This window comes from Alkaliphilus crotonatoxidans, from assembly GCF_054658015.1.
Genome location: NZ_BAAHXS010000004.1, coordinates 1,269,395 through 1,293,777, shown reverse-complemented (window position 1 = coordinate 1,293,777; position 24,383 = coordinate 1,269,395). Strand labels below are relative to the sequence as shown.

At 39.7% G+C, this 24,383-nt stretch carries 24 protein-coding genes; 6 read left to right on the top strand and 18 right to left on the bottom strand.

What is annotated here, in order from left to right:
• Positions 1-1,296, bottom strand: a complete 1,296-nt coding sequence (locus ACYQ1I_RS08630; protein ID WP_459764339.1) for a YcdB/YcdC domain-containing protein — start codon at positions 1,294-1,296, stop codon at positions 1-3.
• A 374-nt stretch (positions 1,297-1,670) separates the two neighbouring features.
• Positions 1,671-2,420 (bottom strand): glucose 1-dehydrogenase, encoded by a 750-nt coding sequence (locus ACYQ1I_RS08625; RefSeq protein WP_459764337.1) that lies wholly within the window; start codon positions 2,418-2,420, stop codon positions 1,671-1,673.
• Positions 2,421-2,693: 273 nt separating this feature from the next.
• On the opposite strand from ACYQ1I_RS08625, the gene ACYQ1I_RS08620 reads away from it, so the two are divergent.
• Together ACYQ1I_RS08620 and ACYQ1I_RS08615 are read left to right on the top strand one after the other, a co-directional pair.
• On the top strand, positions 2,694-3,332 hold the full coding sequence (locus ACYQ1I_RS08620) for a hypothetical protein (RefSeq protein ID WP_459764336.1): 639 nt from the start codon (positions 2,694-2,696) through the stop codon (positions 3,330-3,332).
• Between the two features lie 218 nt (positions 3,333-3,550).
• Positions 3,551-4,861, top strand: a complete 1,311-nt coding sequence (locus ACYQ1I_RS08615) for an HD-GYP domain-containing protein (protein ID WP_459764334.1) — start codon at positions 3,551-3,553, stop codon at positions 4,859-4,861.
• A gap of 47 nt (positions 4,862-4,908) precedes the next feature.
• Here the strand turns inward: ACYQ1I_RS08615 and ACYQ1I_RS08610 are convergent, their stop codons facing one another.
• The 6 genes from ACYQ1I_RS08610 to ACYQ1I_RS08585 form a co-directional block, all read right to left on the bottom strand.
• Positions 4,909-6,306, bottom strand: a complete 1,398-nt coding sequence (locus tag ACYQ1I_RS08610) for an FAD-binding oxidoreductase (RefSeq protein WP_459764332.1) — start codon at positions 6,304-6,306, stop codon at positions 4,909-4,911.
• A gap of 12 nt (positions 6,307-6,318) precedes the next feature.
• A complete protein-coding gene (locus ACYQ1I_RS08605) occupies positions 6,319-7,500 on the bottom strand; it encodes an FAD-binding protein (protein ID WP_459764330.1) in 1,182 nt (393 codons plus the stop codon).
• A 38-nt stretch (positions 7,501-7,538) separates the two neighbouring features.
• Complete coding sequence (locus ACYQ1I_RS08600; RefSeq protein ID WP_459764328.1) at positions 7,539-8,324, bottom strand: electron transfer flavoprotein subunit beta/FixA family protein; 786 nt, start codon at positions 8,322-8,324, stop codon at positions 7,539-7,541.
• 669 nt (positions 8,325-8,993) lie between these two features.
• Positions 8,994-9,704 (bottom strand): FadR/GntR family transcriptional regulator, encoded by a 711-nt coding sequence (locus ACYQ1I_RS08595; RefSeq protein ID WP_459764326.1) that lies wholly within the window; start codon positions 9,702-9,704, stop codon positions 8,994-8,996.
• Between the two features lie 297 nt (positions 9,705-10,001).
• Positions 10,002-11,255, bottom strand: coding sequence for a Glu/Leu/Phe/Val family dehydrogenase (locus ACYQ1I_RS08590; RefSeq protein ID WP_459764324.1), 1,254 nt, complete (start codon positions 11,253-11,255; stop codon positions 10,002-10,004).
• A gap of 219 nt (positions 11,256-11,474) precedes the next feature.
• The gene (locus ACYQ1I_RS08585) at positions 11,475-12,293 is read right to left on the bottom strand and encodes an Asp23/Gls24 family envelope stress response protein (RefSeq protein ID WP_459764322.1); all 819 of its coding nucleotides are present in this window, start codon (positions 12,291-12,293) and stop codon (positions 11,475-11,477) included.
• 288 nt (positions 12,294-12,581) lie between these two features.
• On the opposite strand from ACYQ1I_RS08585, the gene ACYQ1I_RS08580 reads away from it, so the two are divergent.
• On the top strand, positions 12,582-12,755 hold the full coding sequence (locus ACYQ1I_RS08580) for a 4Fe-4S ferredoxin (RefSeq protein ID WP_459764320.1): 174 nt from the start codon (positions 12,582-12,584) through the stop codon (positions 12,753-12,755).
• A 70-nt stretch (positions 12,756-12,825) separates the two neighbouring features.
• Here ACYQ1I_RS08580 and ACYQ1I_RS08575 read toward each other — a convergent pair whose 3' ends face one another.
• Positions 12,826-13,266: a MarR family winged helix-turn-helix transcriptional regulator gene (locus tag ACYQ1I_RS08575; RefSeq protein WP_459764318.1), complete on the bottom strand. Its 441-nt coding sequence runs from the start codon at positions 13,264-13,266 to the stop codon at positions 12,826-12,828.
• A 62-nt stretch (positions 13,267-13,328) separates the two neighbouring features.
• Positions 13,329-13,979 (bottom strand): redox-sensing transcriptional repressor Rex, encoded by a 651-nt coding sequence (locus tag ACYQ1I_RS08570; RefSeq protein WP_459764316.1) that lies wholly within the window; start codon positions 13,977-13,979, stop codon positions 13,329-13,331.
• A gap of 684 nt (positions 13,980-14,663) precedes the next feature.
• On the opposite strand from ACYQ1I_RS08570, the gene ACYQ1I_RS08565 reads away from it, so the two are divergent.
• Both ACYQ1I_RS08565 and ACYQ1I_RS08560 read left to right on the top strand, forming a co-directional pair.
• Positions 14,664-16,592, top strand: coding sequence for an ABC-F family ATP-binding cassette domain-containing protein (locus ACYQ1I_RS08565; protein ID WP_459764314.1), 1,929 nt, complete (start codon positions 14,664-14,666; stop codon positions 16,590-16,592).
• Between the two features lie 62 nt (positions 16,593-16,654).
• Complete coding sequence (locus tag ACYQ1I_RS08560; RefSeq protein WP_459764312.1) at positions 16,655-17,218, top strand: biotin transporter BioY; 564 nt, start codon at positions 16,655-16,657, stop codon at positions 17,216-17,218.
• A gap of 452 nt (positions 17,219-17,670) precedes the next feature.
• On the opposite strand, the gene ACYQ1I_RS08555 is transcribed toward ACYQ1I_RS08560, so the two are convergent.
• Together ACYQ1I_RS08555 and tsaD are read right to left on the bottom strand one after the other, a co-directional pair.
• Positions 17,671-17,832 carry a hypothetical protein gene (locus tag ACYQ1I_RS08555; protein WP_459764310.1) on the bottom strand — a complete coding sequence of 54 codons (162 nt, stop codon included), beginning with the start codon at positions 17,830-17,832 and terminating at the stop codon, positions 17,671-17,673.
• Positions 17,833-18,128: 296 nt separating this feature from the next.
• A complete protein-coding gene (tsaD, locus tag ACYQ1I_RS08550; RefSeq protein ID WP_459764308.1) occupies positions 18,129-19,169 on the bottom strand; it encodes a tRNA (adenosine(37)-N6)-threonylcarbamoyltransferase complex transferase subunit TsaD in 1,041 nt (346 codons plus the stop codon).
• A 143-nt stretch (positions 19,170-19,312) separates the two neighbouring features.
• On the opposite strand from tsaD, the gene ACYQ1I_RS08545 reads away from it, so the two are divergent.
• Positions 19,313-19,501, top strand: a complete 189-nt coding sequence (locus tag ACYQ1I_RS08545) for a hypothetical protein (RefSeq protein WP_459764306.1) — start codon at positions 19,313-19,315, stop codon at positions 19,499-19,501.
• A gap of 71 nt (positions 19,502-19,572) precedes the next feature.
• Here ACYQ1I_RS08545 and ACYQ1I_RS08540 read toward each other — a convergent pair whose 3' ends face one another.
• The 6 genes from ACYQ1I_RS08540 to ACYQ1I_RS08515 all read right to left on the bottom strand — a co-directional run bounded on the left by ACYQ1I_RS08540 (position 19,573) and on the right by ACYQ1I_RS08515 (position 24,355).
• On the bottom strand, positions 19,573-20,808 hold the full coding sequence (locus tag ACYQ1I_RS08540; protein ID WP_459764304.1) for a DUF438 domain-containing protein: 1,236 nt from the start codon (positions 20,806-20,808) through the stop codon (positions 19,573-19,575).
• The gene (locus ACYQ1I_RS08535) at positions 20,805-21,050 is read right to left on the bottom strand and encodes a DUF1858 domain-containing protein (RefSeq protein ID WP_459764302.1); all 246 of its coding nucleotides are present in this window, start codon (positions 21,048-21,050) and stop codon (positions 20,805-20,807) included. The genes ACYQ1I_RS08540 and ACYQ1I_RS08535 overlap by 4 nt, the downstream gene beginning before the upstream one ends.
• Before the next feature lie 166 nt (positions 21,051-21,216).
• Complete coding sequence (locus ACYQ1I_RS08530) at positions 21,217-22,332, bottom strand: bactofilin family protein (protein ID WP_459764300.1); 1,116 nt, start codon at positions 22,330-22,332, stop codon at positions 21,217-21,219.
• A gap of 13 nt (positions 22,333-22,345) precedes the next feature.
• Complete coding sequence (locus ACYQ1I_RS08525) at positions 22,346-23,233, bottom strand: DUF8173 domain-containing protein (RefSeq protein WP_459764298.1); 888 nt, start codon at positions 23,231-23,233, stop codon at positions 22,346-22,348.
• The gene (locus tag ACYQ1I_RS08520) at positions 23,226-23,810 is read right to left on the bottom strand and encodes an anti-sigma factor family protein (protein ID WP_459764296.1); all 585 of its coding nucleotides are present in this window, start codon (positions 23,808-23,810) and stop codon (positions 23,226-23,228) included. Before ACYQ1I_RS08520 ends, ACYQ1I_RS08525 begins: the two co-directional genes overlap by 8 nt.
• Complete coding sequence (locus ACYQ1I_RS08515) at positions 23,783-24,355, bottom strand: RNA polymerase sigma factor (protein WP_459764294.1); 573 nt, start codon at positions 24,353-24,355, stop codon at positions 23,783-23,785. The genes ACYQ1I_RS08520 and ACYQ1I_RS08515 overlap by 28 nt, the downstream gene beginning before the upstream one ends.
• Positions 24,356-24,383 lie beyond the last annotated feature (28 nt).

Below are 24,383 nucleotides of genomic sequence, written 5' to 3'. Positions count from 1 at the left end.
TTATTCTTCAAGGGGCTGATAAATATAATACAGCTGATAAATTTGTCTGCCTGTTTCGGTATCGAAAAACACCAGCATTTGTTGTTCATTTTGTACGGTTGAATAACGATGGGCCACTCTGGGCCGATAATAGGTTTGAAAGGATCGAACAACACTAATACCGCCAAATTCCAGATTGCTGAATTCTGGAAGGTACCTTTCCCTTATTTCTTCCTCAGTAAAGACCACCTCATAATCGGGTACCAATGTATTTCTAAAATCATTGGCATATTTTAATATTTCTCCTCCAATTGACGACACATTCACCATATGGGCATCAGAAATAATTTGTATATTTTCAATTACCGGTGTAAAACGAAAGGCATAGATGGTTCCAAAGTCTTGGTCCTCGGCTTTCATTTTAAACATCTCGGTAATCAATTCTCCTTCGTGATACTTTGACACATAATCCTTTGCAATTTTAATTGCCTCCTCCTGGGAAATTTCTTCTCGGGAAGGGCTCTTAAGCTTCTTTTCATAATTTCTCAGGCAGCCGTCAATTGCATCTATCCAGAGAGTATAAGCCAAATCTCTGCCATGATAGTAGTTTAATTGATAATAGTGTACTCCGTCCCTTAAGGATGGGTTGGTACCTTCGGCGGACAGCTGATACCGTTTTAGCTCAGGAAATGCTTCCTCTGCCGCCTTAACAGCCTCCTGACGGGTGATATACTGTGGATGCTGATTGGGTGTCAAGCTATGACGATACAGCCTTGCCAGTTCCTCGAAATTGGCAGCCACCTGAATCAAGCCCCCATCATATTCATCATCGTTTCTAAGCTTGGGAATTTGATCCTTAATATTGTTATATACATTTAACAAATGACTTAACCCTTCATAGGACCGTTCCAAAAATACCTGGTCATATTCACTTAACTGGTTATCATGTATTATATATTGATTATTTAAATGATGTATAATGGCGTTACGCAGGGCTTCAATTCCGGCCAGTCCCCGTTCCATAGGTTCATTAGGCCTTAGCTCCGATTGGTTTAAATCTAACCAGTGCTTAAAGGCCACCGATAAATCCTGTAACGTACGCTGCAGGTTTTGCAGGGAAACCTGGCCCTGATCAGCCTTTAGCTCTGTCATGTACCCCATACTCTGTCGTATTCCCTTTTCCACCTGTAATGAGATTAGTTGATTTGTCTCTTCTATTTTTAAATTTGCATCACGTAGCCTTACATAAAATATGCCATTTAAAAGCAAGCTGGCAATAATGACCACATAGGGGCCATATCTTTTGATGTATGACATGCAATAAAACCTCCTTATTCACCCGGTCTCTCTTTATCATACCATATTCTAGCCCTTAAAGATATGCTCCGTTAAGATCACATATTTGGGCTCTAAATGGGTTCTTTCGCAGTTAAGCCTTTTGTTAATCCCCGAGGAAAACTTCCATAGGGCAAGGTACAGGAGGAGAATCTGCCCAGGGATAATCTATTCATATCGGTAATGTAAGATACTAGGGTGTGCCTGAATACTCCGAAGGGTGTAGATTTTCCTGAATTTTTGTTCCAAGCAAGGCGCTTTTTTGAAGGCATACTAGGAGTACGTCAAGGAAAAGCAACGCTGCGTGGGACAAAAAAGCGGTGAAAGATGCCCTTGAGTGGGTTTTCAGACACGCCCTAGGGCTCATAGATCATTTTTTTAGTCATTCCCCCGTCTACTGTAAAGTTTTGCCCTGTTATAAAGGCTGCCTCATCTGATGAGAGATAAAGGCAGAGCTTTGCCACATCCCCCGGTCGGCCGACCCTCCCAACAGGATGCTGTTCATGATCTATTGGTCTAAGCTGCTCATAGTGTTGGTTTTCAATCCAGCCCGGACTAATGGCATTGACCCGTATCCCATACTTTCCTAGGGAAATTGCCAGGGCATGGGTTAAGGAAAGTATTCCGCCCTTAGAAGCTGAATAGGCCTCTGTATGGGCTTCTGACATAAAGGCACGGGTTGACGCCATATTGATAATATTTCCGCCACCCTGCAGCTTCATTGCCCTGCTGCAGTGCTTGGAGCACAAATAGGTACCGGTTAAGTTGACTCCGATAATCCTATTCCATTTTTCTAGACTCATTTCAAGGGGATCTTCAGAATAGTATGATATGGCTGCATTATTGATCAATATATCAATTTTATTGTATAGCCTTAGGGTTTCAGCCACCATATATTTGACATCGCTTTCCTTAGCCACATCGGTATAGAGGAAGCTGGCTTTGATATGGGCCTCCTCCATTTCCCCCTGAAGTTTATTACCTAATTCCCGATTGATATCTGCGATGATAATACTCCCGCCCATTTTTCCGTAGGCCCATGCAATTTCCCGGCCAATTCCCTGGGCACCCCCAGTAACAACAATAGTTTTTCCTTGGTAGGCCATTTTCCTCCTCCTCTCAGACATTATGTCTAATTTCACCCTTACCCTTAATAGTAATATTTATAACGTTTCTTAAACATCTATTATTCGCTATTTTTCTACAAATCACCTTCTTTATAAATTATCTGACATGATAAAATGTTTGTCAGTTTTCCATGATTATGATTAATATTTTCTAAAAGTCTCGCTATATATTTAATAGAATAAGCAGGAAAAAGTATTCTATTGTAGAATAATAGACATGGTATAAAATGTGGGAAAATAAGGGGATTGACTATGGAGAATAATAATGGAAGCATCAATCAAATGGAAAATGTTTTGAATAGCATCCCGGGAATTATTTCGTCAAAAATTGTGTTCAATGAAAATAATGAAATAGAAGAGATGCATATTATGGCCACCACTGACCGGAACCCAAAGCAAATTTCCAGAGACATTCAATCGGTCATGCTGGCAAAATTTGATGTGAATTTTGATCATAAAAAAATCAGTATTGCACAGGTTACAGAGCCGACTTTGCAAAAACCCGATCGGCGTATTGAGATTGAAGAAATTTCATATTCTTTAAATGGAAATATGATACGGGTGGGAGTAAAGCTCAAACAGGATGGCACTATTTTTGAGGCCCATGAAGAGGGCTATAATACCGTCAGTAATAATAATCGAGTCATTGCTGGGGCCACCATCAAGGCATTACAACAAATGATTCAGGGAAATTGGGTTTTTTCCATCGAAGATATTGAGCGTTCCAATATTGCTAAACAAGACATTATCATTGCAGCCGTCAGTGTAATTAATTTTCATCAAGAGGAATTACTGGTGGGCACTGCTATTATTAAAAACGATTTGAGGGAGGCTGTTGTCAAAGCAACCTTAGATGCAATTAATCGGAAGCTGATCAAATTAACAATATGATTAATTTTTGTAATTTAGATCGACTATTATAGGTTTCGTCTATAGCGTAGCGTAGCCACCTGTCTGCATTAGCGTCGCAGCAGAGTTTAACGTAGGGGGCTGGAATAATGGCGATACTAACAACCATTTTAAACATATTGGCAAGTGCTGCTGCTCATTTAACCTGGAGATAATTAAAACTAGTCGATCTAAATTGCTTTTATTCTGGAGGAATATTAATGAATACATTGCCCAGATCAGTCAAACTTTACGTCCTAATCATTCTGTCGGCAGCCACCGGCTTGGGCGTTTATCTGGCCTTTCAATATGGAATTCCCAATCTACCGGCCTTTTTTCTTTTCGTATTTTTATCCTTTGCGGTTGAATCGATGGCAGTTCCATTGCCTAATGACAGTGCCGTTTCAGTGGGCTATGCCATAGGCCTGGCAGTGATGATTATTAATGGTCCCTTTGCCGCTGCCCTTTGCTGTTCTATCGGAGTCACTTTAAGAATATTAAGGGAGGCTGATGGAACCCACAGTCATATCGGCAATACATCCCCCTATAAAACACTTTTTAATGGCGCCCAATGCTTTTTATCCATCGGGATTCCCGCCCTTCTATATTATCAATTTAATACCCAGGTGGGAAATCACACCTTTTATCTTTATATAATGCCCCTTTTATTGGCGGTAACTGCTTACCTGTTGATTAACACTACCATTGTAACAACCTTGTTCACCCTTCTGACAAGGGAATCCTTCTGGCAAATGTTCCTTAATAATTTTAAGTGGACCTTGCCCAATTCCTTTATAATTGCTACCCTTGGCATTTTTCTCAGCCTCCTGTATTTAAACTACGGCAGTATCATCATGCTTTTGTTTTTTGGTCCGCTGCTTTTAGCAAGACATTCCTTCAAACTCTATTTAGACATGAAAAAGCTATATATGGAATCTGTCTATGCTCTGACCCGAGCGGTAGAAGCCAAGGACCCCTATACCAACGGACATTCCCAAAGAGTTTCTGATTATGCCCAGGCCCTGGGGGCCCATTTAGGGTTAACTGATAAGCAAGTTAGCAATCTTGGAACCGCTGCTCTTTTACATGATATTGGAAAAATAGGAATTGAAGACTCCATCCTTAATAAGCCCGCCAGACTTTCTGAGGAAGAAATGAGCAAAATACAAAGCCATCCTGCCATTGGAATTAAAATATTAAATGATGCAAATTTTTTAAACGAAATTAAATCGATCATTTACCAGCACCATGAACGATATGATGGGAAGGGATACCCGGAAGGGCTCAGTGGTGATGACGTTCAAATAGAAGCCTATATTTTGTCTGTAGCGGATGCCTTTGATGCCATGACCAGTGATCGATCCTATCGAAAGGGAATGACCCGGCGACAGGCCCTGGAGATTATTCAGAATGAAACAGGACACCAATTTCATCCCCAGGTGGCCAGAGGCTTTATAGAAATGCTCTCCTGCCATGATAAAACCCATCTTTTGCAGCTAACGGAGTCTTTAAATAGAGCAGGAGGCAGATAAGTATATTATCTGCCTCCTGCTCTTATTTTGTATTCATTATATTTAATCTAGGCAATTACTTTTCCGGGATTTAGAACGTTTTTGGGGTCAAAGGCTGCTTTAATCCCCCTCATAATGGCAATCTGCTGACTATTAAAGGATTCCTTTAAATATTCCTTCTTGGCGATACCAATACCATGTTCCCCTGAAACCTGGCCATTTAATTCCCTTGCACGTTTATACATGCAGTCAAAAACATCACTGAGCTTCTTTTCCCATTCTGCTTGATCCAATTGATCTCGCAAAACATAGATATGAAGATTCCCGTCACCGGCATGACCAAAGGATTTAATTCTGATATTATATTCTTTTTGCAGCTCGTTTGAATATTTTACGAACTCAGCAATTTTATTCCTTGGAACCACCACATCACATTCATCCATTTCAGTGGTAGATGCCTTAATCGCCTCAAGGAAGGCTCCCCGGGCAGACCAAATGGCCTCGTGTCTTTCCTGGGTTTCTGAAATATACACATCTAAGGCTCCAGACTCAAGACAAACCTCTGCGACGCTCTCGTAGGCCTTTTCAATATCCTCCTTTGAGCTCCCATCAAAGGACAGCAATAAGTAGGCATCTGAAGATTTATCGGGGAATGGCTTACCTAAAAATTCTTCGGCAGATAAAATGGTATCCCGTACCATGTATTCAACGGCTGTTGGTATTGATTTAGACCTGATAATTTTAGGTACCGTTTCAATAGCTTCCTCTAGTGTTTTAAAGGGCACCAAAAGACTGATTGTCTTTTTAGGCAATGGTAATAATCTTAATATTGCCTTGGTAACAATTCCAAGGGTTCCCTCTGATCCAACAATTAGATCCTTAAGGCTATAGCCGGAGCTGTTTTTTACAATTTTCCCCCCAACCTCCATGATTTCGCCATTGGGAAGCACAACCTCCAAGCCCCTTACGTAATCCCTTGTTACACCATACTTAACGGCCCTCATGCCGCCGGCATTGGTATTGATATTCCCTGCAATGGTGGCACTCTTTTCGCCCGGGTCCGGTGGATAAAAGAGATCGTGGGCCTCTACATACTTACTGATTTCCATTAACAATACGCCTGGTTCTACTGTTAGGGTAAGATTTTCTTCATCCAATTCCAGTATATTATTCATTTTACTCAGGTTCATCATAATTCCCCCATAAAGGGCTACTGAACCACCGACCAGGCCTGTTCCCTGCCCCCTTGGGGTTACAGGAATATTGTTTTCATAGGCATATTTCATTATTTGAGATACTTCCTGGGTTGACTTTACCTCCACCAGTACCTCTGGCATTTTTTTTACACTGGCCAATTCATCATGGGCAAAATCTTCATTAATCTGTTCACCAACATATACCCTGTCTTGGCCTAATATCGAGATTAAAAACTGAATATCCTTCTCGTCTATTTTTTTATAATTCATCCTATTCACCTCTTACATTGATTTGATTTTTTCCAGTAGACTTGGAATCACTTCATAGATATTTCCAACGATACCATAATGAGCGACATCAAAGATTGCTGCCTTTGGATCTTCATCAATGGCAATGATCACCTCGGAATTGCTCATACCTGCTTTAAACTGAACAGAACCCGATACGCCACAGGTAATAATTAACTTTGGTCGCACTGTTCTACCACTCAAACCAATTTGCTTTCTTGGATCACCCCATCCAGCCTCAATGAGGGGTCTTGTACAAGCCACCTGGGCACCCAGGGCCTTGGCAAGCTCGTTAATCATTTCCAAATCCTTTTCCTTTTTTACACCTCGTCCTGCCACCACAATCACTTCAGCATCGGAGATATTTTCCTCAACCTCTTTTTCATTGATTTTTAAAACCCTGATGGCAGAATTCAGCTTATCCCCCGGTACCTGGCAGATCGTCACTTTCCCTGTGGCCTGGTGACTACGCTCCGGTGCATTAAAAATTTTATATCGTACCGTTGCAAATTGGGGTCTGTGGTTTGGCGTAATGATTTGAGCCATAATGTTCCCCCCAAAGGCCGGTCTGATTTGAACTAAGTCTGTATTTTCCTTGACATCTAAAATAGTACAGTCTGCCGTTAAGCCTGTTTTAAACCTGGCGGCTATTCTGGGTGCCAGGGAACGCCCCAGGGTGGTGGCTCCCACCAGAACCGTTGAGGGCTTGACCTTTTCGATGAAATCTTCAAAAGCAGCCGTATAGGGCTCGATTCTAAAATCCTTCAGCTCTTGATGATCATATACAAAAACCTCATCTACTCCGTAATGAAGCAATTCCTGGGCCTTGGCTTCTATATTACCTCCAATAAACAAGGCATATACCGGATGACTGATTTTTTCTGCCAGCTCTTTGGCCTTTCCGATTAACTCTAGTGTAACAGGATGAATATCACCATCTAAATGATCTACGTAGACTGCAATTCCCTTCCACTTAGATTTATCAATTTCAACAACCTCATCCTTCTGGAAGATAAAGGCCCCCTCCGGCCCTTTTTTGACACAGATCATACACTGCTTACAGCCTGCATTGATTTGAACCTCACCATCTTTAAACTCAATGGCACTAAAAGGACATAGGCCAATAGCCGCATCAATATCATTAATTTTACTTTGATTTACAATTATACCTGCCATAAACTCCCTCCTAAATGAATAGAAATCTTACTTGTTTGTTATATAAACTTAAGTTCAGCCAGCTTATCAAACAATTTATCAGCCAATTCTTCACCTGTACCATTCCAGACTTCCTTATCGGTATTAACCGCCGGCGGAAACACCCGCTCAACTCGAGTAGGTGAACCACTGCCCCCGTATTGCTTTTCATCTTTATCCAGCAAATCCTGAAGGGTTAAACTGGTAATGGCTTTATATTTTGTCTCTTTCTTTCGTTTGTAGGAGGGCAGCCTGGGCTGAAAGATTCCCTTTTCTACCGTAATCAGACAGGGAAACTGAACCTCAACAGTTTCTAAGGTGGTGGGCATATCCATCTCTACTACAATAGAACTTTCCTTCACCTCAATTATTTTTTTAACATTGGCAACATGGGGTATTCCCATATATTCTGCCATTTCGGGCCCAACCTGGGCCGTATCACCATCGGTTGTCTGCTTTCCACAAATAATTAACTGAGGCTTGCCTATCCTTTGAACTCCTTGAGCCAGCGTGTAGGAAGTGGCCAATACATCTGCTCCTGCAAACTTTCTGTCTGTTAACAGATATCCCTCATCAGCCCCCATCATGAAGGCCTCCCGAAGCACTGCTTCAGACTGAGGTGGTCCCATGGTGATCACATTGAGGGCAGCCCCCTTCTCTTCCTTGATTTTTAATGCTGTTTCGATGGCATATAGATCATAAGGATTCATTTTTGAATCAATACCATCCCGCATTAAATTTCCATTTTCATCTAATTTAACCTCTGTTGTTCCTGGAACCTGCTTAATACATACAACGATTTCCATATTCTCCCTCCTATAATAATGGTATTATGGTAATACCAATAATAACATAAAAAATAGATTGAAAACGATTTCTTAAATAAAATTATTAAAAAAAATTTTATTCCCCCTATACTTTATATAATTTTCAAATAACTCTCAATTGCTATTTACCTGATATTGTCCATTTTTTATAGCTCATCCCTTCCGATAGCGCATAATCCTGTATACTATGTAGCACCTTACATCCGTTGACTATTACCAAGAAGGAATCCTTTAAATACAGGATGGTAATATGGTCATACCAGTATATGATAAAGTTATCATAATTTTTGAAACATTTCAATATTTATTTATTTTTTAACGCACACTATGTCGATAAAGGAGATAAATTTATATTATTATAAAAATTAGTTGCTTTGTAGATTCCACCTTTTTCAAGGAATTACAAAGCCTTCTGTCGGTGGCTTAAATTTTTATGGCTTCTTGTTGCCGATATCGTTGATATATTTTATTGAAAATAGAGAAGAAATTACCTTAGATATCGTTATATATTTAACGTATCGTTTGTTTTCTACCTCTACTCTATTTACTACAAAGGTAAAGGCCGGGAATCCCAGCATATATACACTGTTTTACCGGCCGAAGGTTTCGTAACATTAACCTGACTTTAAATATGAGAGGTATTGATCATTACTCAATTTTATTTAGATATTCTTGGATAATTAAATTAATATGGGTTTCCATGGCCCCTGCTGCTGCCTTTGGATCTCGCCTGGCTAAGGCCTTATAAATATTTTCATGCTGTTCAACCAGGAGCTTTTTGTTTTTTTGATTCATTAGGATCATTCCTCTGGCATCCTCAATAAAATTATCCATCAGGGCTGAAATAACATTTAAAATGTTTAATAAAAGATAATTTTTAGACGCCCTGGCAATTCTATAGTGAAATTCTTTGTCTACCTTAACGCTATTTTTTTCATCCTGGGCTTCACTCAATAGCTTTAGCTGATTAATCAGCTCTCCCAGCTCTTTAATTTCCTCATCTGTAATTCTCTGGGCCGCCAACGTAGCAGTTTCCACCTCAATGACTCTTCGTAAATCTACTATTTCCTGGGGTCTGCTTTCCTGCAGCATAAATAAGGCTGAAAGGGGCTCGAAAAGACAGTGGTCAAAGCTCTCGGTAATAAAGTTTCCATCTCCCTGCCTAACTTCAATTAATCCGATAATTTGCAATGCCCTCAGGGCTTCTCTGACAGAGGTTCGGCTTACCCCCAACTGCTCTGCAAGCTGTCTCTCAGAGGGCAGCTTATCACCCTTCTTTAAATCTCCATTGGCAATCATGCCCTGTATTTGTTCGATTACCTGCTCGTATACCTTTGTGCTCTTAATTGGGCTAAACATTCCTTCACTCCTTCATCCATACAAATGCTGTCCTGATCCTATCATCACAATACCCAAAGGGACAGCCCCTAATCTATGTATTTTTAATTTTTTTATCGATACATTTATGATGTTATTATATCATATTTTTCATGGCTAGATGATCATTTTTGTCTATTTTATCCATCAAGGATTTTTATTTAAAACAGCATAAAATCAATAATTGGCAATTTCCCTCGGCTTTTCTGACAAATAGAAAAGCTCCTAATATCTAGGAGCTTTAAAACTACGAAATAATCTTATTAATTTAAATCCCTCTTAGTACCAGCCTCTTAGCTTCATTGCAACAGCAATTCTTTTAATTGACATCATATAAGCAGCTGTACGCATGTCAACCTTATGTTCTTCCTTAAGGGCCCAAATTTCTTCAAAGGCTTTCACCATCAGCCTTTCTTGTTTTTCTTGAACCTCTTCAAAGGACCAGGAATATCTCATCAGGTTTTGTACCCATTCAAAATAGGAAACGGTTACACCACCAGCATTGGCAAGAATATCTGGTACAACAATAATTCCCTTTTCATATAATACCTTGTCTGCTTCTGGGGTTGTGGGGCCATTGGCTCCTTCGCAGACGATTTTTGCCTTTATATCATTCACATTATTTGAAGTAATTTGATTTTCTAAGGCGCAGGGCATTAAAATGTCACACTCAATTCCCATTACTGCGCTTCTGTCTAATTCCTTGGTGACTCCTGGGAAGCCTTTAACTGCTTTATGTTCTTTTACATAACTCATTAATGCTTTTACATCTAATCCATTTTCGTTAATAATGCAGGCAGTATGGTCACCCACTCCGACAACCTTGGCACCCATTTCTACTATATAGTGGGCTGCAAAGCTACCTACGTTTCCAAAGCCTTGAATCACGACTTTGGCACCCTGTAGTGGCAAACCAATCTTTTTAGCAGCATCTCTCGCCATGATCGCTACACCATAGCCTGTTGCCTCTGTTCTTGCCAATGAACCATAAAATTCTACTGGTTTTCCAGTAAATACGCCGGGCTCGAATCGGCCTGTTGCTCTCTCATATTCATCTACAAACCAAGCCATAATTTGTCCATTGGTATTTACATCTGGAGCTGGTATGTCTATTCTTTCTCCAATAATTGGAGCAATGGCCCTTGCGAAGCCTCTTGATAATCTTTCCAGCTCATCCTTTGACAGCTCTGAGGGATCAACTGTAATGCCGCCTTTTCCTCCTCCATATGGAATACCTACTACGCCGCATTTGAAGGTCATCCATGTTGAAAGGGCTTTTACTTCATCTCTGGTTACATCAGGATGGAACCGAACACCGCCCTTGTAGGGACCTACAGCATCGTTATGTTGTGATCTGTAGCCGATAAATGACTTAACTGAACCGTCATCCATCTTTACTGGAATTGAAACCTCTAACACTCTTCTTGGATTCTTTAAGATTTCGTAAACTGCAGGCTCCGTACCTAGCTTGTCACAAGCCGTCTTAACTTGCTGCTGGGCAATTTCAAATGGATTTAATGTTTTTTCAGACATTTAAATACCCTCCTAATGATATGTTTTGAAAAAAAGTTGTAATACATTTTTTAAAAGAGCAACGCTCTAATAAAAACGTTTTCATTGATAAAATTTTAACGATGACTTAATTTCAGAATTGTCTAAAAAAATCATCCTTAACAGCAGAAATAGGGCACCACAGGCCCCTTTTTCTCTTACAATTGCATTATAACATAACCCTTTTTTATTGTAAACATGTTAGGGTTGTATTAATAGATATTTAACAAATATGTTGACGGCTAAAATATTTAAAGAGGTCATCTCCGATACCTCGTCCTTAATTTTTTGCTGTACCGATTCACTGAGGGATTTAATGGGATAACCGTATTTAAACGATGCATCTATATTAATAACAACCCCCGTAGGATAGCTCATTAGTTCCACATATAAGACCCGGCTGACACCCTGAATTTTACCGGCAGCATACTGGGCCAGCTCTTTAATGACCCGATCAGATATGGTATACCGCCCCATATAGCTAAAGGTCGGTCTTACCACCGACTTTTCGTCAATCTCAAGATACCCTCCCTTCCCCAGGCTTCTTAAAACCTTTAGGGGATTTAAAAAATACCCTGAAAAGTGCTTTTTAATTTCAAAGGTAGGTACCGGAATAACATGCTTTCCCTCCTGAACCCTTTGCCTTCTTGCAGCTTTTATTTCTTCAGGGGTAACCAGCTGATGGATATAAAACCTTTCGTTAATGGGCGCTAAATCGAGATTTTTTACAATGGAATCCACCATTTTGTCGGAAGTACCTAAGATTAATATTCCATCAGGTTTTTCATTTTCAATCAATTCCTTAATTTCCCGTTGATGTCCACTGTCTAAAAATAAGGCCCGTTTCACTGCCGAAAGCTTGGTTTTTTCCCTTTTGGCCGAGTAGCCACCAAGCACCTTGTTTCCTTTAATTAACAGGCCATCATCAATAATATAGGGTATCTTTTTTTTCTTAGCCAGCGCAATGGACTGGTAACTTTTCCCTGTACCGCTGGGGCCGATTAGGGTCGTAATATTCATCTTATTCCCTCCTGAATAAATCTTCCTATTATTTTATCACACTGCTTTCGCCTTTATAAGTACTATTTATGCTTCAACAGACAATTCCTTTCACCGGTCTATGATAAATCAATGATTCCAAATTAGGAATTCCTTATAAATATACAATGAGAATCATTATATATTTATGTTTTTTTGACAAGAAAACAAAATTAATAGTGTTTTCCAATTGCAAATGTTGGTATAATACACTTGTATACAAATTTAAGAATTACCAAAACTATTTAAACGTACAAGGAGGAGTTTATCATGGCTTATAAGATTACTGATGCCTGTATTAGCTGTGGTGCTTGCGAACCTGAGTGTCCAGTAGATGTTATTTCAGCAGGAGATAGCATTTATGTAATTGATCAAGACGGATGTATCGAATGTGGAGCCTGTGCTAATGTTTGTCCAGTAGATGCTCCAGTTCCAGAAGAATAGGATTCAAGGAAAATTACATTCTAAGAAAGACAGCATCTCATTTAAATGAATCAAGGTGCTGTCTTTTCTATTATGGGTGGCCTTGTCTTTTTAACATATCCAGTTTAACGAGAAATTTTAAAATTGCCTTTTCTTCATTAAAGGAAAAATCGTTTAATATGGTATGAAGCAGCTCCTTTTCCTTCTTTAAAAGGGCTTCATGGGCGTGCCTCCCCTTTTCTGTCAAAACCAAAACCTGAACCCGCTTATCTTCGTCTGATTTTTTCTTCATAATATACTTTTGGGCCTGAAGCTTATTAATGATTGTACCAAAGGAATTACGGTCAATATCCAATTCCTCCATCATTTCATACATTTTAATTTCTTGGTGGCTCCCCATCAGCTTTAAAACATACCATTCAATAAGGGAAAAATGGCTAGTATGGCTTTTAATCCCATTTTTATCAAGGATCAAAATGCCATGTACCAACCTTTCTAAATATTGATGGATCTGTAGATAATAATTTCTCATTAGAATATCACCTGTCTAAAGGATATACAAATTAAAAATCCAGTTTACCTGGATTTTTATTGCTACCGACCTTGCAGATTTTCTTTTTCATTAAGTAAATATGACAAAATAAATAGACTTTCGCTCAAGTGAACATTTTCAACGATTACATCAGTAGGAACTTTAATATCAATGGGTGCAAAATTCCAAATTCCCTTAACATTGGAGGTAGCCAGCTTATCTGCCACCTCTTGGGCCACTTCCTTAGGAGTACAAATGATTCCTATTTCCACCTCATTGTTTTTAATAAATTCCTCCAGGTTATCTAGGTCATAGATATCAATATCTCGAATTTTCATACCGATCAGCTTTGGATTAACATCAAATAACCCCAGCAGCTTAAAACCATAACGAATGAAGCTTGGATAATTGGCAATGGCCTGACCTAAATTACCTGCGCCAATAATCACGGTCGTATAGGTTTTGTTAAGTCCCAGTATTTTCCCAATCTCTTTGTAAAGCTCCTCTACATTATACCCATATCCCTGCTGTCCAAAGCCTCCAAAGCAATTTAAATCCTGTCTGATTTGAGAAGCGGTGAAGCCAATTAGTCGGCTTAATTCCCTGGACGAGATACGATAAATCTCTTTGTCTAATAGATCCTTTAAATATCTATGGTATTTTGGTAATCTTCTTATGACAGCCATTGAAACATTTGAAAAATCTCTGTTCACAAAATCGCCTCCCATTTTTAATTTATTATATTAGAAGATTCTGTAATTTTATTCTAGCCAGTGATGGAACTAAATAAAGATTTTACCTATATTTTTTATTGTTCCTCAAAAATAAAAACTTTTTCATACAGCTTTTGTATTTTTAGATATTATTATAACAATCTTTTAAATAAATGTCAATCAGTGAAGTCATTTAAAGCATGTTAAACCCAGGCTTTTAGCCTCATTATTTGAAAAGAAAATTTTTGTACGATTTCCTGGAAATGGGCATATGTTGGGAAAACTACAAGGTTTTGCCATCGTTTTCATTGGTTATAAAATAAACAATGTTACATATTTAGCTTTCCTGTAATGCCGCAACGAAAATTAGGATGGTTAAACGAAACCACCCTGCAAATCTAACGAAGGACTATTCTCTTTGCCATCTGATTTGTCTAGCAGGTTCATTTACGGACAGGTAAAAATCTGAAATCATTAGAAGTTCAATTTACAATTGAGAATGCTTCTATTTTAAGCTATTTTGATTTAAAAAGCAACAAGAAATCTGAAAAATCTATAAATTAATTTTTAACAATCTATTATTTTGATTAAACCGCCTGCCAGCATCCATTGCTGACAAGGTTCTTTCTTACAGTATAATTTTTTGTTAGAATATTATAGAGCACAACGATTGGAGGAATAATGATGATTATTTTATCATGTAATCATTTAACAAAATACTTTGGTATCGATTTAATTTTAGAGGATATCACATTTAGTATACAAAATCAAGAAAAGGTCGGTTTAGTAGGTGTTAATGGGGCAGGTAAATCAACTCTTTTTAAAATATTATGCAAAGAGCTTTCCTACGATGAGGGGGATTTATTCATTGCCAAGTCTACTACCCTGGGCTATTTGGATCAATCTAATGAAATGACCGAAACCAATTGCGTATATGAGGAAGCTCTGCTTCCCTTTGCCCACCTGATGGAAATGGAAGCTAACTTACGAGGTCTGGAAAATCGTATTGCCGAATTAAGCCATCATGCTGCTGATCATCCTGACCTGACGGCCCTGATGGAAAGCTACGGAGCCATGACAGAGGCCTTTGAAAAAAACAACGGCTATGGCTTTCGCAGTGAAGTAAAGGGAGTATTAAAGGGGCTTGGCTTTAAGGAGGAAGAATTCAACCAGCCTGTCAGTACATTGAGTGGTGGGGAAAAGACGCGGCTATCTCTGGCTAAGCTGCTTTTAACAAAGCCTTCTATTTTAATGCTTGACGAACCTACCAATCATCTGGATATTGAAGCGGTAGAATGGCTTGAGGGATTTTTAAGGGACTATGAAGGAACAGTACTGATGATTTCCCATGACCGCTTTTTTCTTGATCAGGTAGTCACAAGGATACTGGAAATTGAAAATCGTCGAATGACAAGCTTTAATGGTAATTTTTCGAGCTATATTAACAAGAAAAGGATTCTACAGGAGCAGCAGCTAAGGAATTATCAGAGTCAGCAGCGTGAAATTGAACGCCAGGAGGATATCATCAGACGACTGCGTCAGCATGGCACTGAAAAGTTAATGAATCGAGCCAAAAGCCGGGAAAAAATGCTTGATAAAATCGAACGTTTGGATCAGCCTCAGCTCTATCAAAAGCGTGCTAAAATTCACTTTGAAGCTGAAATTAAAAGTGGAAATGATGTATTGAAGCTCGAGGGTGTCGGTAAAGCCTTTGGTGATACAGCACTATTTAAAAATGTAGGCTTTCCCATTTATCGTGGTGAAAAGGTAGCCCTGATTGGTCCCAATGGAATTGGAAAATCAACCCTTATGAAAATGATTTTAGGTGAAATCCCTGTAAATGAGGGAGAAATTCATATTGGCCACCAGGTCTTTCCCGCCTATTACGATCAGGAGCAAAAAGAACTTCATGGACATAAAACAGTAATTGATGAAATATGGGATGAACACCCCCTTAAAACTGAAACAGAAATTCGTACCCTTCTAGGGGCCTTTCTATTTCAAAATGATGATGTATTTAAATTGGTCTCTTCCTTAAGCGGAGGTGAACGGGCCAGATTATCTCTTTTAAAGCTGCTTTTATCAAAGGCAAATTTTCTGTTGCTGGATGAGCCGACGAACCACCTGGACATCCTCTCAAAGGAGGTTCTTGAGGAAGCCTTAATCAATTATGAAGGGACTTTGTTGGTTATCTCCCATGACCGGTATTTTCTAAATCGGGTTGCTACTAAAATTGTTTCTTTGGATGCCTTGGGTTCAGAATTATTTTTGGGAAATTATGATTACTACCTCTATAAGAGGCGGGAACAGCTTATGGAAATGGAAAACCCAGTTTACGAAGAAAAAACTAAAACCCAGATAAAAGAGGAGAAAAGAAGAGAGCGGGAGGAAAGGATAAAACAGCGGGAACAGAATAAACGAAGACAGGAGCTTGAGGAGGAAATTATGGCCTTAGAGGAGGAATTGTCTAATCTGGAGGCCCTTATGTGTTTAGAAGAAGTTTATTCCAACCCTGAAAAAAGCAAAGAGGTTCAGCAGAAAACAGCATCTAATCGGGAAAAGCTGGATATATTATACCAGGAATGGGAAATGGCTATTGACATCTCATCCTAAAAGGATTACACTGTTTTTGTTAACCAATCTATAAAATAAGGTTAACGAAAAGGAGTGATTTAATGAAGCTTTCTCCACGAAATATGCTACTCACAGCCATGTTTACAACCATCACGGCAGTATTGGCTCAAATTTCCATACCCCTGCCCTTTTCTCCAGTTCCCTTTGCAATGCAAATTTTAGGTGTTTTTTTGGCTGGCGGAATTTTGGGGTATAAATTGGGCGCCCTTTCCCAAATTATCTACTTATTATTAGGTGCCGTCGGAGCCCCCATATTTGCTCAAATGCTTGGTGGAATCGGGGTGATAGTAGGCCCCACCGGGGGCTATTTAATTGCTTACCCCTTTGCTGCCGCTCTAGTTGGCTATACGATGGAAAAATACCAGCATTTTAAGGGTGCATTTTGGGGAATGTTTCTGGGCCTGTGGCTGGTTTATACCGTAGGTTTAATTCAGTTAAAGATCGTAACCGGCCTTAGCTGGCAGGCGGCCTTTTTGTCAGGGGTTGCACCCTTCATAATTTTTGATCTGATTAAAGTGTTGATAGCAGCCATGTCATCAGTAACAATTATCAATGCATTAAAAAGGAATAATTTACTGCCTCATCAAAATCCTAAAACCCTTTAAAGCCTTACCATAGCCATCCTAAGGAAATATCCACAGGATGGCTTAATATTGATTGACAGAAAAAATGATGACTTTTTCTTTCTTTCTACAATATGCACCTTTATTTCTTAATTTTATGTAAACACAATTTGTTGAAGTCCCTTCGATTTTGTTAGCAAGGAGGAACTTGTTTGAATAATATCCACAGCTATCCACATTGTATCCACAGATTCCACAACTTTATCCACATAACTTTCTTGGGCATATAGGTTTGATTCAATATTAATCCACATTATTCACATTTTACTGCCCCTGTCCATGTGTACAGTATGTTAATTATATGTTAATAAAAATACTCCATCGGCTTGAATTCCGTGGAGTATTTATTTACATAACTAAAATTACATAAGTATGCTTTAGATGATATAATTGCTTATCTTTATCATATAGTATGTATTCGGTACAAAACCCCGCTATTCGTTGGCAGCGCCCTTCAATTTTTGGATCAATATACTTTTTTCTTTATTTTCTGCCAACAAAGCATCAATTACTCCATGCATATGATCGATTAATTCCAGCAAGTCCCTTCTACTCATGTCAGTATCTACCTTTTTCATCCATGACAACCTTTCCACCGTGCTTTTCCCCCCTTTTCATTCTTGCTTCAACACGATTATATCATAGGGGGAAAATGCATTTATACCAGCAATATAATCTAGTAAATACAACAATTACCACTGAACTTGAGTTGGGATTTAATTACCATGGGTAACTAGGGTGTGTCTGAATACTCCGAAGGGTGCAGATTTCACTGAATTTTTGTTGCAAGGCGCTTTTTTGAAGGCATACCAGGGGTACGTCAAGGAAAAGCAACGCTGCGTGGGATAAAAAAGCGGTGAAAGATGCCCTTGAGTGGGTTTTCAGACACACCCTAGTGGCGCTCACCAATTTTCAGGTTGGGAATGGCATTTAAGGTCAGATCTGATCGATGCCCTGAAATGTAATCATAATAGGCCACACAACCAATCATGGCAGCATTGTCGGTGCAAAGCTTCAGGTCAGGATAGTACAATTCCATCTGATTGGCTTCACAGGCCTGCTTCAACATGGTTCTTAAGGCACTGTTGGCAGCCACCCCACCGGCCAGTACGATCTTTTTTACACCTTTTTCCAAACCACAGGCTATTGTCTTTTCAGTTAATATTTCAATGACTGCCTGTTGAAAGCTGGCGGCCACATCGGCAATATTAATTTCTTGACCCTTCATTCTCTGGCTGTTTAAATAATTTAACACGGCTGATTTAAGTCCGCTAAAGCTAAAATCGTAGCTTCCATCTTCCAAATAGGCCTTGGGAAACTTAATGGCCTCTGGGTTTCCCTGGCGGGCCAGCCGATCTATTTCCGGCCCGCCAGGATAATTTAATCCAAGGGCCCTGGCCACCTTGTCAAAGGCCTCCCCGGAGGCATCGTCACGGGTTCTGCCCAGTATTTCGTAGCTGCCATAATCCTTCATATAGACTAAATGGGTATGTCCCCCCGATACGATTAAGGCCATAAAGGGAGGCTGTAACTCAGGATGTTGAATAAAATTCGCGTAAATGTGCCCTTCTATATGATTGACGCCATTTAAGGGCAGCTGACGGGCCAGGGCGATGGCTTTAGCCGCCGAGAGGCCTACCAACAGGGCACCCACCAAGCCCGGCCCATAAGTTACCCCTACATGGGTAATCTGACTAAAGGTTATTTGGGCCTCAGATAAAGCAGCTTCGATAACATCATTAATACTTTCTATATGCTTCCTTGAAGCTACCTCTGGAACAACCCCACCGAATTTTTTATGCTGTTCAATTTGAGTTGCAATAATATTTGATAGTACTTCTCTTCCGTTTTTAAGCACACTTACCGAGGTTTCATCACAACTGGTTTCTATCGCAAGGGTAATAATATCTTTTGACTTTTCCTCAACTGTCATTCCTCATTCGCTCCTTCTCTTTTTTGCTCTCTATATTATAGCATTTAATTAAGCCCGTTGGGTAATTCTTCATTTCTTTCAAGGAATTAAGCTGTTTTTTTAGTTCCCCAAGGGAAAATAATATAACTAAAGGAGTTGATAATATGAAGCATCGACGTGTTAAGCGGAGGGTTGACAAATCAAAAACCGTAAATAATGATATTAACATCATGTCAGATGGTATGCTGGAGGCCGTCACACCAACTGACCTGGCTATTTTGTCGGTGGCAATTCAATCTCCTGAGGCAGCAGCTAATCAAGGATCCGATAGAAAGAATCAAAACAATCATTAACCCTTAAGGCCCCTATTGACAGCCATTGGCCAGCATATTAGGGGCCTTACCTTGATCTTCTTGATAACTAATTACGATTCAAGCAATCGCTTCTCTCCTTGAAGATTCCTCAGGGGTGCAATATTTTGGGTGACCTCCAGGGTTCCCATAAAGTTTCCATCCTGATCCCTCACAGCGAAATATTGAATATAGATGAACATTCCCTTCATTTGAATCCAAAAGTCCACATGATCCTTTACGCCCTCTTGAAAATCCTTCACGATTTGCTCCACCACATGAACACTGGCCGGCGGATGGCAATTTTCTACCCTTCTTCCAATAATCGCCTTGGTTCTGGTGAAAATTCGATCCTTACCTTCTGAAAAGAATTTTACAATGTTATCCTTATCGACGTAGGTAATGTCAAAGGGTAAGTGATTAAATATTGCACTGACCTCTTCCAGCTTTAATATACCTGTATTAAACCTTAAATATCCGCTTGGCGCTTTACTTTCTGCTATTTCCTCCTTGGCCTTCTCAGCCTTGGGATTAGGCTTCCAATTTCCTTCGGGCTCGATCAGACAATACCCAATTTCTATACTTTCCTCCAAAATACTTCCCCATTCCATCTCAGTTAAAAGCTCCAGCGCTGTAGGGAACAGAATGTTTTCTTCTTTATAAATCATTGACTGAAGGGCTGATGTTAAATCCTCCGCCTTTTCGACGAAATCGGAAATATCAATTTCCATGGTATGAAGGGCTTTTTTCGTAATTTCTATTAATTCCTTCAAGCTTCTTCTAATATCATCATCAATCCCCCACATAACTGAGGTTGGACCGGTAAACTTGTACTTTTCCAGATAGGGGAACAATAGGTTTTCCTTTCGGCTATAGTGCTTATCAACATCAGCCAATTGGCCCAGGGCATCTCTAATGGTCAATAGATTTTCCTTATCCAGAGCCTTTTCATCCTTTAATTGATCTAATGCTGGTAAAAGCTGAAGATCAATTACCTTCTCTATGGCACGATTCTCCTGCCTAAAGGTATATACGGGGTGGCCCGGTATGGTTTCGGCCTGGGGCCCTTCATCAAGGCTTTCTTTAAACACAGCCACGTGTACATCACATAAACGTTTTATTTCACTGGTCTCAAGTCCCTCTTGAATCAGAGCCTCTTCTATTTCTGCAATTTCCCTGGGGCCAACATGTTTAATCAATTGGCCGAAGCGTTCCTTTACATCTTCCACCCCAGCCCCATCATGAAGCTCTTGAATTAACCCCTTCAGGATCTTCTTCCGCTCTTGTCTGTTATTAATTAATTCACTCATACTTCCACATCCTCTCCATCTGATATAATTTCGTAGCCTTCTTCCTTCAAGCGATTAAGTACCGTCTTTAGTGGTATTCCCTTCATGGCAGCCCCTTTTTCCAAGGTCATAATTTTTCCGGCGGTTTTTCTAACCACTGGATTGGCTATATCTTTGAAGCCGAGAGAAACCATTATCTCAATTAAATCTGGATGTTCCTTTGTTAAATCGTAAATGCTCTTCCTTAAGTTTAGTATGCCCAAAAGATTGCCTCCTTTCCATTTGTTCTTAACTTTAGTTTATCTTTTTTTAGATTAATTACTGTGATTTAAATCATAATTGTTCAATTTAACTAACTTTTTTCAAAAAAATAAAGCAGAAGGCTCTCTGCTTTAAAAAGGATGAACATGACGATTAATGGTTTTGTGTTTATAGCTCTTTAGAGCTTGAGTAATAGGTTTTTATCATCATAGATTTCAAGCCAATTCCCAAGCCAATTATACCAAGGGTGATCAACCAGCCCAAATATGGAATAAACCTTAAGGAAGCAATCAGCAGGCTTCCGATGATAAAGGATAGGTAGGGGCGATCATCCTGTCTTAAAATCTTTTTTCCCAGCCACAATTCAACAGGAATTTTAGCCAGATATATCAAAATTCCGTAAAGGGCCATTGCCAGAATCGCAATGGGTATTCCAATGATTGAAATTAATAACAGAAAAGATATTACTGGTACCATTACCAATAGGACAAGACCTATTCCCAGGGCCAACAGCGGTTTTTCATTTAAGAAGGCAGCTGACCTCCCAGCAGGCCCTTGAAAAAGCCTTAAAAACAGCAGTCCAACTAAAAGATAGCTGATTAGAAATAGGGTCCTCAAAAAAACCGACTTGTTTAACTGAAGCCGCTTTTCATCTGCTGGCCGATATTCAATTATTCCCTTTACGCTGCTGGGATCGATTTCCTGAGGACTTGAGCTGGTATAGATCAAATCCCCCTCGATTATGGCATTGGGCTCTAGATAAAGCTTATCGGCACGAAGCACGACATCGCCTTTAATCCTTCCGGTGATAATAACGGTGCCGGCTGCCCCCCTGATATCACCACCAACGGTACCTTTAATATTTAAATAGTTGACAAAGGCATATAGGCTGCCGTCGATGGCTCCTTCCTCTTCCAGGGTAAAGTGTGAAGCCAATACAGAAGCATTTTTATTGACTTCTCCCTGAACTCCTATACTTTGTACAATACTGCGTATATTCCCCTTTACTTCTCCGTCGATTAAAGCGTGATTAACAGCGCCAATAAAATCACCTTCTATGGTTCCGGATTGGGTGACCTCCTGGGCTGCAACAATGAAATCACCTTTAATGTTTCCCTCGTTAACTACCCGATTAGCACCTTTAATATAATCCCCTTCAACGACTTCCCCGCCAGCGATATTGACCGGACGGCCTGGTTGGCCTTGGACACTAAAGCTAAACAAACCTGTTAACATCAGCACAATGATAATAATGGGCCATACTAGATATTGTTTTTTGGACATAATTATCCTCCCCTTAAATTAAGTCCTTTTTGATCTCATCTCCAAAACGGCTGTCTAGCAGCTCTCCAATACCAATTAGTTTTAAAGCAAAGGTAATCAGATGACCCACAATTGTAGCCTCCAGCAGTAAAAACACCAGAGTTCCTGCCAACAGCTCCATTAAAAGGCTCCAGCTTTTATTAAAATGTGATGCCATTTTTCTTCCTATTGTCACCTTAATGGTAGTATTCCCTAAAAAGCCTAGAATCAAGACAACCGGTATCAACAACAGGGCAACGGGGGCACCAATCACAGTCATAATTAATATAGAAAACCCGATTAAGGCCCCAAAGTACACTAATAAGCCAACCAACAGTTTTTTTCCGACTTCCTGTTGCGCCCCTGCTGCCATTCGATCAAATCGCTCACCAAAAATCAATACGGTAATGACGGAAATTACCAGGGCAAAAAATTGCTTAGCCAAAATACTAAAGAAAATCAGTAGAAAAATCATTCTAAGGATAGAGACATGTTTGGGGATAATCCCCAATATACTGATCTCTTCTTGTCTAATTATGCCTCTGTTTTCAATTCCATGGCCCAAAATGGCCGTTGCATCTCCATAGACTATTCCAGTATGTGCTATGGTTATACCTCCAAAAATAGAAACCGTATCCCCGGCGACTATACCATCAATATAAGTTTTACCAAAGATTGAAGCCACATTCCCCGTCACTTCGCCATGAATATAAATGTCACCAAATATAGCTACGACATTACCATTTATCAAGGTGTCTTCACTCACATTGATGGTTCTAAAAAAGCTGGTTAGGTCACCTCTTTGATTAACTGCCGTCACAAGGGAAGCAGACATAATCATTATCATCAGCGTTAGGAGGAATAATTTTCGATATCTACTCATTTCGACCATCCTCCCTTGTTGTCAGTATTCTATATAGGGTTCCCTGAATAATAAACATCAAAAGCATCATCGTTGCGAAGCCTAAACCATAAATTAGTAGTAATGAAGTCTTACCCTGGGATAAATAGCCTATTAGGGTTTTAAGCAGATTTCTAGGATAAAGGACCAATAGGGCAAAGGCTCCCACAACCAGCTTCTGAACAAGCTCACTAAATAATAGAATCCGTTCCATAATGGTGAACAAGCCTAAGGAAAAGTGATCTACCCCCTGAATACCCAGTAAAAAGGTATAATAAATACCTATACTGAAGAAAAGCTCCTTATAACCAATCAGCTTCCATTTCGATTCAACATATTGATTTGGGTCAATGGATGTCATAACCCTTTCTTCAAATCCTTCATTGGGTTCAAGAAGCTCAAGATCATCAAGCATTTCATTTAGTTGACCAAGAAGATCAAACTCCTCCCGGCAGCTTTCACAGGTGGCCAAATGCTGTTGAAGATTTTTCCATTCCTCTTTGGAAATGGTCTGGTCCATATAACTCATCATTAAATTTGAACTTGTCTTGCAGTCCATTGGGCCCCCTCCTCTTTTATTCCTTTAAGCTGTTCCTTTAATAAATTTCTTCCTCTATGAAGACGGTTTTTCACCTTAGACATCGGAAGCTTGAGAATATCTGCTATGTCCTGATAACTCAGGCCATGATGATGGTATAAAATGACTAAAATCCGATAATCTGCCGGAAGCTTTTGAATTGCCTCCTCAATCAGCTTTTTGTTTTGATGATGAAAGAATACCACTTCAGCACTGGCCCCTTCCTGCTTTGACTGGAGCTCTTCCTCCAGTAAAAGGGTTTCTGGCCTTCTTTTCCTCAGGTGGTCGATGGTGGTGTTGGTGGCAATTTTTAAAATCCAGGATGAAAATTTGTATTTTGGATTATATTTTTTGAGATTTTGATAGGCTTTAATAAAGGTTTCCTGTGATAGATCCTCGGCCTCCTGTTTATTCTGGGTCATTCGGTAGCATAGGGAATAAATTGCTCCTTTGTATCGGCTAACAATTTCCGAGTAGCATTGGCTTTCACCCTTTAAAATCTGCTGTATTACATCCCAATCAGACATAGCCCCTCACCACCTCTTTTCCAAGCCA